The organism is Methyloversatilis thermotolerans, from assembly GCF_000372885.1.
In the GTDB taxonomy this organism is placed as follows: Bacteria; Pseudomonadota; Gammaproteobacteria; order Burkholderiales; family Rhodocyclaceae; genus Methyloversatilis; species Methyloversatilis thermotolerans.
The window spans coordinates 2,545,116-2,555,329 of record NZ_KB889967.1 but is presented as its reverse complement, the minus strand read 5'-3'; the positions used below and the strand labels follow the sequence as shown (position 1 = coordinate 2,555,329).

Genomic DNA, 10,214 nt, shown 5'->3' with positions numbered 1-10,214 from the left:
CATGGACGTCAGCGTGCGCGATTCGGGCAAGAAGACCGGACGCCGTGCGCTGAGCAAGAAGGGGGACTCGGAGATGCGCCGCCTGCTCTACAACGCCGCCATGGCGGCCAGCAGATCCACGACCTGGCAGCCGTTCTACCAGCGCATGCTCCAGCGCGGATTCAGCCGCACCCAGGCGCTGGTTGCGCTGGCAAGAAAACTCGCTCGCGTTGCCTTCTCTGTGATGAAGAACGCGGCCGACTATGTCCCGAAACAACACGAAAACGCTTGCGGCCGAACATAGAATCTCCCACAAAATCGGGCTCCGTTTGCGGCCTGGGCGAGCTGTTGTGGGAGCGGCCTCTGGCCGTGATGGGGCGTGTGTGGCCTGCGGGCTTCGTTCGAGGCTGCAATCGCGGGCAAGCCCGCTCCCACTGTACCCGCCCCTCTCCAACTGAGGCAGGAGAGGGGAGGCGGGCAGCGATCGCCGATGCACCTTGCCGCGCCCGCCTCGACCCCTGTACCGTGCGGACGAAAGACCTGTATCCGAGTCCGACATCTTGAATCCGCTCTCCACCGCGGCGCTGTTCGTCGCCACCGCGCTTGCTGAAATCATCGGCTGTTACCTTCCCGGCTTGTGGCTGCAGTCGCGGGCACCGGCCTGGGTGCTGTTGCCGGCGGCGGCCGCGCTGTGCGCCTTCGTATGGCTGCTCAGCCTGCATCCGACCGCGGCGGGCCGGGTGTATGCGGCGTACGGCGGTGTCTATGTCGCGGTCGCGCTGCTCTGGCTGTGGCAGGTCGATGGCGAACCTTTGCATCCGTGGGATGTCGTCGGTGCATCGGTCGCGCTCGCCGGCATGGCCATCATCATGTTCGCTCCGCGCGACTGACCGTGACGCTGCAATGTCGACACGGCAAGGCTCTCATCGCACTTGCCCCTTGAACCTTGAAGGCGCCCGGCGGCGCCGCTTTCATCGATAAGGGATCATCATGGACCTGCAACTGAACAACCGTCTGGCACTGGTGTCCGGCAGCACGGCGGGCATCGGCTACGCCATCGCCGAAGCGCTGCTGAAGGAAGGGGCACGCGTCATCGTGAACGGACGCGGCCGCGAAGCCGTGGATGCGGCGGTGGCCAGGCTCGGTCCCGGCGCCATCGGCTTTGCCGGCGACCTGTCGCTGGCCGATGTGGCGGAAGCTGTGGTACGCGAGCATCCGGATATCGACATCCTGGTCAACAACCTCGGCATCTTCGAGCCCAGGGCGTTCGAGGACATCCCGGACGAGGACTGGCGCCGCTTCTTCGATGTGAACGTGCTCAGCGGCGCGCGCCTGTCGCGGCTGGTGCTGCCGGGCATGAAGCGCCGCAACTGGGGGCGCATCATTTTCATATCGAGCGAGAGCGGCGTGCAGATTCCCGCCGAGATGGTGCATTACGGCATGACCAAGTCGGCGCAGATCGCGATCGCGCGCGGCATCGCCGAATCGGTGGCCGGCACCGGCATCACCGTGAACAGCGTGTTGCCGGGGCCGACCCGTTCGCGCGGCGTGGAAGACTTCGTGCAGGCGCTGGCCAGCGATGCGGGCCAGACCTTCGAGCAGTTCGAGCGTGCCTTCTTCGAGACGGTGCGGCCCACGTCGTTGATCAAGCGCTTCGCCACGCCGGAGGAGGTGGCGGCGCTGGTGACCTATGTCGCCAGCCCGCTCGCCTCGGCCACCACCGGTGCCGCCTTGCGGGTGGATGGCGGCACCGTCAAGAGCGCGTTCTGATTGGCGACGCCACCGCGCCGACCGGAATGTTCGTCGCGCCGCCGCGCGGGCGCATCGCGGCCGACGAAAGGACCGGCGGCGACATGCTCGCTTGCGGGCCGCGGCGACGGACAGCGGCCAGCCGGTCGAGCCAGGCCGCGAACAGCGTCATCAGCAGCACGCCAAGCAGGCCCGACGCCACCTGCACCGGCCATGTATCGCCAGCCAGCGCGCCCGCCGCGTCGGCCATGGGCGCGAGCAGTACGCTCAGGCAGAACACTTCGAGCGAGTGCCGGCCCATGCAGTGCAGGGCGGCGGCCGGTGCGCTGTGCAGCCAGCGGCCGGGGCGCAGCAGCCAGGTCGCCAGCCAGGCCAGAGCGAGGAAATGTACGACGCGCAGCAGGTCGAGGTCGGTCTTGCTGATCGGGTAGATGAGCGACGCCACCTGCGGCGGCATGTACAGCTCATGCAGCGCCGGATAGCGCCAGGACAGCACCAGCGCCAGGCTGGCGAGCAGGAAGGCCGCGACAAACGGGAGCGCGAACCAGCCGGCGATGCGGCGTTCCACCGGGCGCCAGCGGAAGAACGGTGCCGGCCGCGCACACACCGCGCCGATGAAGAACAGGAACTGCCAGGCCAGCGGATTGAAGAACCACACTCCTTCGGGCGCCGCCGGAAGATTCAGCCCCAGTTGTTTCTCGAACAGCCACAGCAGGCAGGACGGCAGCAACACCCACATCGGTCGGTGCACCAGCAGTGGCAGTACCCCGGCCATCGCGGTCATCAGCAGCACGTACAGCGGCAGCGGGTCCATCAACACCGGCTTGAACTGCATCAGCACGCCTGCCAGCAAGGCATGCTGTGGCGATTCCAGGAAGTAGCCCAGCCCCATTTCACCGATGAAGTCGCGTGTATGCACATGCTCGTTGGCGAAGAACACCACGGCCATCAACTGTGCCAGCAGGAAGATGTGGGCGACGTAAAGTATCCAGGCGCGGCGCAGCAGTCGCGTGGCGCCGGCGAAATAGCCATCCCGCAGATAGAGGCGACCGTAGGCCAGCATGGCGCCATAGCCGGCGAGGAACACGAAAAGCTCCGCGGCATCGCTGAGGCCGAAGTTGCGCAGCGTGAGCAGACCGAGTGGATTGCCGGGCAGGTGGTCCCAGAACATGCAGACCAGTGCGATGCCGCGGAAGAAGTCGACGCGCAGGTCGCGTGCCGCGGGCCGGGAAGCGTAAGCCATCGTTGCAAGCTCCGTGCTGACGGATAGGCCGCATGCGTCGGGACAGCCGTCCGCATCCGGGCTCCGATATCCAGAGGAAAGCATGTCGTCGCCCGCAGGGCTCGGCATGGCGTGTTCGATTGACGCTGGCGAATGCTAGCGCGGCGCAAGGCTAACGGAGACGGACGGGCAGGAAGCGCGCTGTCAGCGTGCGCCGACAGCGTCCGGGAACACGTCCTCAGCGCCGCCGTCCGGGGCGGAAGCGCAGTGCCAGAAGCAACAGCGCGAGCGCCGCGGGAAGCGCGTTGAGGGCGGTCGGCACCGGCCGCTTCACCGCAGCGCCTTCATGCTTCATGGCGCGCGACATGACCTGCGCGTCGTCCAGCGCTGCGTAGCCGAAGCCGACCTGCTGCGCCAGTGCGCGCAGGTGCGGTTCGCGCCGGGCGGACAGGTGCTCGGTACCCGGTACGCGGCGACCGTCCGGCAGCACCTTGTCGCGCTGTATCACTTCCGCCGCCTTCCAGTAGCCGACCGGGCGTCCGTCATCATCGCTTTTCGGGATGGGGCGCGGCGCATCGCCGCCAGCGCCCAGTATCCAGCCGCTCACTTCACCGGGCTTGATATCGTCGAAGCCGGGCCGGTCGCCGTCGCGCAGCGGTGGCGCTTCCTGACCGTCGCTGACGAACACCACCTGAGTGCCTGCGCCGAGCTGCTTCGCGGCCCGCACCGACCAGAACACCCCCTTGGCGACCTCGCTCGAATTGCCCCAGCGCATGCGGCCATCAATGTGCTCGAGCGACGCCACCAGGTCGCCGTAGTAGGTACAGACTTCGACCGGCGCCAGCAGCAGCAGCGTACGGTACTCGGCGAAGCCGGCCCAGCCGACGCGAGAACCGCAGGGCAGGTCGCGCAGCGCGCGCTTCGCTGCCTCGCGGGCATAGGCGAGCCGGCTGACCGGCTGTCCGTTCGTGTCGTAGTCCTCGACATTCATGCTCTGCGTCAGATCGAACACCACCACGGTGTCCCAGCTGTCGCGCTCGATCGCGATGGGTGGCAATAGCGCGGCTGCAAGCAGCAGCAGGAAGGCCGCGATCAGCATGCGCGCATCGCGCTCGGCCAGACTGGACAGCAGGCGGTGCAGCAGGGTGGCGAATCGCATGGTGACCTCGCAGCCGGTTCAGGGAAGTTCCAGTCGCACGCCCTGCAGCGTGGTCACCACGCGTTCGCGCGGTGCCTGGCCCGTGTCGTCCTCCGCCTGCGCCACCGACTCGACCTCGGGCGCCAGCCACAGCGCGCGTTCCAGGTTGTAGCGCGCGTCCCAGTCGTCCGGCCGTTCGCGCAGCGCATCGCGGTAACGCTGCTTGGCCAGTTCGATCAGCGGCAGGGCGTCGGCGATGCCTTCGTCGCCCTGCGCCAGTGCGGCGCGCATGTGCAGATTGCCGAGGTTGTAGCGTGCTGCCTGCCGCAGGTCGGCGCGTTCGCTTGCAATGAGAGCCTTCCAGGCGCGCGTGGCGGCTTCGCCGCTGTCGTCGCCTTCGCGGTGCGACAGCGACAGCGCGTGGGCGAAGCGCGCTTCCGGCAGGTCGGCCTCGGGCGCACCGCCGGCCGCGATGGCGGCATTGACCTGGCGGGCCTGACGCAGCGCCAGCGCGGAATGCGCGGCCAGCGCCGCGCTGAGCAGCGTGGCTGCGCCGAATGCGATATGCAGGGTAAGTCGTTTCACAGCCAGCTCCGCAACAGCAGGGATCGATGGATGAGCAGCAGCGCGCAGCACAGCGCGGCCACCGCGAAAACGGCGCGGCTGTGGTCCTGCCGCGGTATGCGCTCGTCGAAGTCGAGCGGGAAGTTCTGTTGCCGCCCGACCTCGGCCACCGCCTTTGCCAGATCGTCCGGGTTGTCCGCCTGATACAGGCGGTAGGTCACCGGCAGCGACATGAAGAAGCGGTGCAGCGACACTTCGGGCACCGACTCCTGCGCGTGATAGACGTTGCGCGCCTCGATCGCTTCCATGCTGTCGCCTTCGGCGGCCGGTGGTGGCGCGCTTGCCTCGGCACCCAGTTCCGGCGCGTTCAGCGTACGCAGGTAGAGCCAGTGCAGCGCGACGCGATTCGCCTTCAATCCCTCGCGGATGCGCTTGCGCGTCGGTTCATCGAGGTGCGCGCCGCCGTCGGTCACCAGCAGGATGATGCGGCTGCCGGTATAGGCGCGCTGTTCGAATGTCTCGATGGCGGCCACCAGGGCACGCCCGACATGGGTGTCGGACAGTCCGCGGCCCATGCCGCCGGCGCGTATGCCGGCCTGCACCACGGCGTCGTGCTGCGTGAAGGGCACCACGTGCATGGGGCCGGCGCTGAAGAACATGAGCGCGAAGCGATCGTCCGGTCGCCGTTCGACGAAAGCCGACAGCAGGTCGCGCGCCGCTTCCGATTTCGGCTGGCCGCGCGAATCCATCTGGTGCAACAGCGAGTGCGGGTCGATGGAGCGCCAGTCGCTCGGCTTCATCTTGGCATCCATGCTGCGACTGCGGTCCATCAGGATCATGATTTCGGCGCCGCGACCGGTGCGCATCACGGTGGTTTCCGGCGTGCCGGGCCCGGCCAGCGCAAGTACCGTACTCGCGATTGCCAGCACCGCGAGCGCGCGGCCGACGAAGCCCATGAGGCGGCCGAGCCGGTCGTCCGGCAGCCATGCCAGCGTGGGGAAGACCAGGCTGTCACCGCGCCGGCGCAGCAGCGGAAGTGCGGCGAGAGGCAGCAGCAGCAGCGCCCAGGGCTGTGCGAAATCGAAGCCGGACAGGGTCATGCCATCGCCCCCGGCACATGCGTCAGGCTGTTCATGATTCGTGCCGTCGTTCGATGCTGGCCAGTGCCTGCGCCAGTGCGCGCGGCGACATCGCTGCGGCCGTCGAGGGCATCGCCGCGTGCCCGCCGAAGAAGCGCGCCGCGGAGGCCGCGTAGAAGCGTTCGATGTCGGCGCGCAGCGGGACGAACTGCGGTGCGCGTTCGAACAGGCGGTGCAGCGAGGCGGCTTGCAGGCTGGCACCGGCGCAGCGGTCGAAGGCGCGATGCAGCACCTGCCAGGCTTCCGGCGTGTCGTCGCCCAGCACACGCAGCGCGCGCAGCGCCCGGGCAAAGGGCAGTGACCGCGCGCTGCGCCAGTTGCGCCACGCGAACCAGCCTGCCCAGGCCAGCAGCAGAGTGCCGCACAGCGCGCTCCACAGCAGGAACTGTTGGCGCAGCGGCGCGGTGTCGATGGCCGGCGCCGCGCGGTCCGGCTGCAAGGTGTGCAAAGCGCCTTCGGCGAATGCGCTGCGAGGGGTCAGCGGTGCGGCGCTGACCGGCCACGCGGGTACCTGCAGGATGCCGGCAGCGGTGCGCAGTTCCAGCGCCGGCAGCGAAACCGCGGTCAGCGCCTGTGGCGCATTGATGAGCTGATAGTCGAGCCGCAGCCAGCGCCGCCCTTCGGCGTCGGTTTCGATGCGGGCGGGGCGGCGTTCCAGCCAGACGCCGATGCGTCCGGGGTCGGGCAAGCGGGGCAGATCGACCGTGCGTCCCTCTACCTGCAGCAGCACGCGCTGGCTCAGCACATCGCCGATGCTGTGACCCCAGGCGCGCGGCTGCTCGACCTGCGCGACCGGACCGGCCGGGCGGACCGGAGGCGATGGGGCTGCAGCCGGCGCGGCGGATGCGCCGGGTGCCGGTTCTGCCACGGGTTCGGAGGTCTCCGTCTGTGCTGAGGTCGCGTCCGGCGCTGCGGTGACGTCGGCCGGTGTGGCGGGCAGCGGGTCGGCGCCGGCAAGCGGGACATGCAGCAGGCCTGCGCACGCCAGTGCGCGGATGAAGTGCTTCATGCGGCGGCTTCCAGGAAATAGTCGGACATCGCATCGGCATCGAAGTGGCCGGTCATCCAGAACGGGCGGACGTCGTGCGCGGTGAACAGGGCGTCGAGTTCACCCCGTCGCGTCGCCACTGCGTCGCGCCACTGACTGCGCAACCGGGGACGCAGCAGCAGCGTGCGCCGGGCCGCGGTTTCCGCGTCGCGCAGCGCGGCGATGGCATCGCTGCGTGGAGGCTCTGTTTCCGCCCGGTCCCACAGCACCACCGGCACCACGAAGGCGTGGGCCAGCAGGTCCAGCACGACGCCGAGGCGGTCGAGCGGCCAGTGGAAATCGCTCACGATGAATACGAGCGATTCGCGGCCGCCCATCTGCTGCACCACGTCCTCCAGCCCTTCGATGCCGCCGGGTGCGGTGTCGCACCGGCGCAGGCTGTCCGCCATCACCCCGGCCAGACCGCGGCTGAGCGTGGCGGGCACCGTCAGGTCGATGCGCTCCGCGTGATCGAAGGCGCGCAGACCGAGCGCGTCGCCGACACGGAACGCGCTGTGCGCCAGCGATTCGACGAAGTCGGCCGCGAGGTCGAGCTTGCGTCGCTGCGCGCCGAAGTCCATCGAAGCCGACACATCGACCAGTGCCTGCACGGTCACACCCACGCGCTGCCGGTTAACCCGCACCAGCCAGTCGCCGGTGGTACTGCGCAGGCTGGCGCGCAGATCGAGCCGACGCGGGTCCGGCCGGTCGTACAAGCTCATGTGCGACACGAATTCCTGACCCGAACCCAGGCTGCTGCCCGGGTGCGCGCCCGGGCGCGCGCTTGCGCTGCGCTGCGGCAGCCGGTAGTGGAACTCCTGCACCGTGTCCACGTGCGTCATCGCGGTGTGGCCACCTTGTCGATGATCTGCGCGATCAGCGCATCGGCGATCTGTGCGCGGCGCATTTCGTATACCGGCGTGAAGAACACGCGGTGGCCCAGCGTGGAAGGCAGGATGGCGCGCACGTCGTCCGGCAGCAGATGCGTGCGGCCATCCAGCCACGCCACCACGCGCGCCGCGCGCAGCATGGCGCTCATGCCGCGCGGACTGGCGCCGGCCAGTATCAGGCGCTTCATGTCCACGCCCTCGATGCGGATGTCGAAGGCCGCCGGATTCTGGCTCGCGTCCCACAGGTCCATCACATAGCGCTCCAGCGCCTCGCTCGCGCTCACGCTGCGCTGGATGTGGGCGGCGATCGCATTGAGCTGGAAAGCGTCGACCCCACCCGGGGCAACGGTGTCGATCAGCGCATCGACGTCGTGGAAGGCGGTATCGAACACCAGCGCCCGCCGCACCGAAGGCTCGCGCGGCGTTTCCATGCGCAGTTCGAACATGAAGCGGTCGCGCGCGGCGGAGGCCAGCTCGAAGGTTTCTTCCTTCTCCACCTTGTTGCGGTCGGCGAACACCGTCATGTGCGGGAAGCGGTACTCGCGGTTGAAGGCGGACACCGATCGCTCGGCCATGGCGCGCAGCAGCAGCGACTGCACCTGCGGGCGCGCGCGGTTGATTTCGTTGAAGAAGAAGGTGGTGAGTCGCTCGCCGTGGCGCAGCAGCGGACCGGGTTCGATGCGCGGCTTGCCGTCGCCATCGACATAGGTGTGATAGACGAGGTCGTTGGGCATGAGGTCGACGGTGCCCTCGACGCGCTCGAAGTCGCCGCCGATGGCGCGCGCGAACGCGCGCAGCACGGTGGTCTTGCCCACACCGACATCGCCTTCGAGCAGCACGTGACCGCGGGCGAACAGCGCGACATTGATCAGGCGCACGATGCCGTCCTGACCGATCACCGCCTTGCGGACTTCGCTCTCGATGCGCAGGGCGGCTTCGCGCCAGTCCTGCAGATGTTCCTCTCGGTTCATGCGGTCTCCTCGTGTGGTGCACGCTGCGGGCGCGGCGGGCGTCCGCGGTCGTCGGTCGGCGCAGTCTAGGCAGACGCGCCCGGGCAAGTTGCCTTATGTGTGGCGAAGGTATGTCGATGCCGGCCCGTGCTCATGTCATCAGCCGATCGGAACCGGCGCGTGCGCGCAGCAGCGCAATCAGCCGCGCATTGGCCCAGCCGAACAGGCAGCCGATCAGCAGCGCGGCGGGCAGCGCCACCATCACGTTGTCACCGCGCAATGTCGTGAGCACGGCCGGATCGAAGCGGCCAGGTACGTCCAGATAGGCCCAGTTGGCCGCGAAGCCATACACGCACACCGGCAGCACCGCGAGCCGCGACCAGCCGGACGCCAGGCTCATCGCACCCACCGCGACACCGATCACCGCGGGTAACCACAGCGTGAGCGGCAAGGACGTGGGGTTGAACAGCACGGCAAGCGCGGCGAGCCAGCCGGTGAACACGCCGAATGCCGCGTGCGCGAGAACGGCTGCCAGCGCGGCGGGTGGCCGGTCGCCGCCGCCAAGATGGAAGAAGCACGCCCAGGCGATCACCATGGTCCACATCGGCAGCGGCAAGGTCTGCATCGCCCCTGTCATGAGCGTTGCCAGTACGACATTGGCACATACCAGCGCGGGGAAGGGCTTGAGCAGATGCATGGCGATATCCTTTCGATGCGCAGGCGCGAAAACGCCCCTGCGGCCCGTTCACGGGCTGCATGCGTTCAGGCGGCAGAGGAGGGAGAAGGAAGCGGCGGCGGCCGCCGGCTCAGGCGCGGCCCTGCTGCACCAGCGCGGCGTATTCGTCGGGCGTGATCAGGCCCATCTCCTTGCCGATATGGCGATCACGCTCGGGCAGCGCGTCCTGCAGACCGTCGATGCGCTTCCACTGCGGCGGCGGGGTCGGGCAATCCGCCTGCGGGACATGTCTGGCACTTTCGATGCGCTGGTAGCGATGGATGTAGCGCGGACAGTTGATGAAGATTTCGCTCAGCTTCACGCGCACCACCAGTTCGGCGCCGGTGAAACCCGGGTGCCCGTCGCGCAGCAGCGCATCGTCCCGGCTCACCGTCGCCTCGCCGTGCACGCGTACGCGATGCGGTGTCTCGAAATCGATGAACAGCATGCCCACCTTGGGGTTGCCCTGGATATTGCCCATGGACAGGAACATGCCGTTGCCATCCAGGCTGGGGAAGGCGAGCGTGGCGTCGTCGAGTACGCGGACGAAGCCCGGGTTGCCGCCCTTGTGCGACACCGTCGGGTAGCCGCGATGATCGATGGTGGTGAGAAAGAAGAAGTCGCGCGATTCGATGAAGGCGCGATGTTCCGGCTGGATGACCGGGTGCACGATGAACTGTTCGACCCGGTCGGCCAGCGGCCGCATGTCGAACTGGTCCTGCAATGCGCGGTGTTCGGCGCCGTACAGCATGCTCATGAGTCTCCTCCTGGGTCGCGAAAGCTGTCCGTATTCCGGACAGGGTGCTTTTGTTCTGTGGTGAGGATGCTAGTGTTCGCACCA

General features: G+C 68.3%; 12 protein-coding genes. 3 read left to right on the top strand and 9 right to left on the bottom strand.

All coding sequences use genetic code 11. The features are described from left to right. The 3 genes from A3Q7_RS0111330 to A3Q7_RS0111320 form a co-directional block, all read left to right on the top strand. Window positions 1–283 (top strand): transposase (locus A3Q7_RS0111330; RefSeq protein ID WP_018411998.1); only part of this gene is annotated, 283 nt, incomplete at its 5' end. Between the two features lie 256 nt (window positions 284–539). Continuing rightward, a complete protein-coding gene (locus A3Q7_RS0111325) occupies window positions 540–869 on the top strand; it encodes a YnfA family protein (protein WP_018411997.1) in 330 nt (109 codons plus the stop codon). Window positions 870–969: 100 nt separating this feature from the next. Further along, entirely contained in the window at window positions 970–1,749 is a 780-nt protein-coding gene (locus A3Q7_RS0111320) for an SDR family NAD(P)-dependent oxidoreductase (protein WP_018411996.1), read from the top strand. On the opposite strand, the gene A3Q7_RS0111315 is transcribed toward A3Q7_RS0111320, so the two are convergent. The 9 genes from A3Q7_RS0111315 to A3Q7_RS0111275 form a co-directional block, all read right to left on the bottom strand. Further along, a complete protein-coding gene (locus A3Q7_RS0111315; protein ID WP_018411995.1) occupies window positions 1,733–2,971 on the bottom strand; it encodes an OpgC family protein in 1,239 nt (412 codons plus the stop codon). The genes A3Q7_RS0111320 and A3Q7_RS0111315 overlap by 17 nt on opposite strands. Window positions 2,972–3,188: 217 nt before the next feature. Continuing rightward, complete coding sequence (locus A3Q7_RS0111310; RefSeq protein WP_018411994.1) at window positions 3,189–4,109, bottom strand: vWA domain-containing protein; 921 nt, start codon at window positions 4,107–4,109, stop codon at window positions 3,189–3,191. A gap of 18 nt (window positions 4,110–4,127) precedes the next feature. Beyond that, the gene (locus A3Q7_RS0111305) at window positions 4,128–4,673 is read right to left on the bottom strand and encodes a hypothetical protein (protein ID WP_018411993.1); all 546 of its coding nucleotides are present in this window, start codon (window positions 4,671–4,673) and stop codon (window positions 4,128–4,130) included. Next, on the bottom strand, window positions 4,670–5,752 hold the full coding sequence (locus tag A3Q7_RS0111300; RefSeq protein ID WP_018411992.1) for a vWA domain-containing protein: 1,083 nt from the start codon (window positions 5,750–5,752) through the stop codon (window positions 4,670–4,672). Before A3Q7_RS0111300 ends, A3Q7_RS0111305 begins: the two co-directional genes overlap by 4 nt. A gap of 31 nt (window positions 5,753–5,783) precedes the next feature. Then, window positions 5,784–6,800: a hypothetical protein gene (locus A3Q7_RS0111295; RefSeq protein ID WP_018411991.1), complete on the bottom strand. Its 1,017-nt coding sequence runs from the start codon at window positions 6,798–6,800 to the stop codon at window positions 5,784–5,786. Then, entirely contained in the window at window positions 6,797–7,660 is an 864-nt protein-coding gene (locus tag A3Q7_RS0111290; RefSeq protein WP_018411990.1) for a DUF58 domain-containing protein, read from the bottom strand. Before A3Q7_RS0111290 ends, A3Q7_RS0111295 begins: the two co-directional genes overlap by 4 nt. Then, complete coding sequence (locus A3Q7_RS0111285) at window positions 7,657–8,679, bottom strand: AAA family ATPase (RefSeq protein ID WP_018411989.1); 1,023 nt, start codon at window positions 8,677–8,679, stop codon at window positions 7,657–7,659. The genes A3Q7_RS0111290 and A3Q7_RS0111285 overlap by 4 nt, the downstream gene beginning before the upstream one ends. A gap of 130 nt (window positions 8,680–8,809) precedes the next feature. Continuing rightward, window positions 8,810–9,355 (bottom strand): DUF1097 domain-containing protein, encoded by a 546-nt coding sequence (locus A3Q7_RS0111280; RefSeq protein ID WP_018411988.1) that lies wholly within the window; start codon window positions 9,353–9,355, stop codon window positions 8,810–8,812. Window positions 9,356–9,464: 109 nt separating this feature from the next. Continuing rightward, window positions 9,465–10,130, bottom strand: a complete 666-nt coding sequence (locus A3Q7_RS0111275; protein ID WP_018411987.1) for a pyridoxamine 5'-phosphate oxidase family protein — start codon at window positions 10,128–10,130, stop codon at window positions 9,465–9,467. Window positions 10,131–10,214 lie beyond the last annotated feature (84 nt).

What these genes read in the sequence shown, in the direction of transcription:
- A3Q7_RS0111320 (WP_018411996.1), top strand. Translation starts at nt 970, where the DNA reads ATGGACCTGCAACTGAACAACCGTCTGGCACTGGTGTCCGGCAGCACG.
- A3Q7_RS0111315 (WP_018411995.1), bottom strand. Translation starts at nt 2,971, where the DNA reads ATGGCTTACGCTTCCCGGCCCGCGGCACGCGACCTGCGCGTCGACTTC.
- A3Q7_RS0111300 (WP_018411992.1), bottom strand. Translation starts at nt 5,752, where the DNA reads ATGACCCTGTCCGGCTTCGATTTCGCACAGCCCTGGGCGCTGCTGCTG.
- A3Q7_RS0111275 (WP_018411987.1), bottom strand. Translation starts at nt 10,130, where the DNA reads ATGAGCATGCTGTACGGCGCCGAACACCGCGCATTGCAGGACCAGTTC.
- A3Q7_RS0111280 (WP_018411988.1), bottom strand. Translation starts at nt 9,355, where the DNA reads ATGCATCTGCTCAAGCCCTTCCCCGCGCTGGTATGTGCCAATGTCGTA.
- A3Q7_RS0111285 (WP_018411989.1), bottom strand. Translation starts at nt 8,679, where the DNA reads ATGAACCGAGAGGAACATCTGCAGGACTGGCGCGAAGCCGCCCTGCGC.
- A3Q7_RS0111310 (WP_018411994.1), bottom strand. Translation starts at nt 4,109, where the DNA reads ATGCGATTCGCCACCCTGCTGCACCGCCTGCTGTCCAGTCTGGCCGAG.
- A3Q7_RS0111295 (WP_018411991.1), bottom strand. Translation starts at nt 6,800, where the DNA reads ATGAAGCACTTCATCCGCGCACTGGCGTGCGCAGGCCTGCTGCATGTC.
- A3Q7_RS0111290 (WP_018411990.1), bottom strand. Translation starts at nt 7,660, where the DNA reads ATGACGCACGTGGACACGGTGCAGGAGTTCCACTACCGGCTGCCGCAG.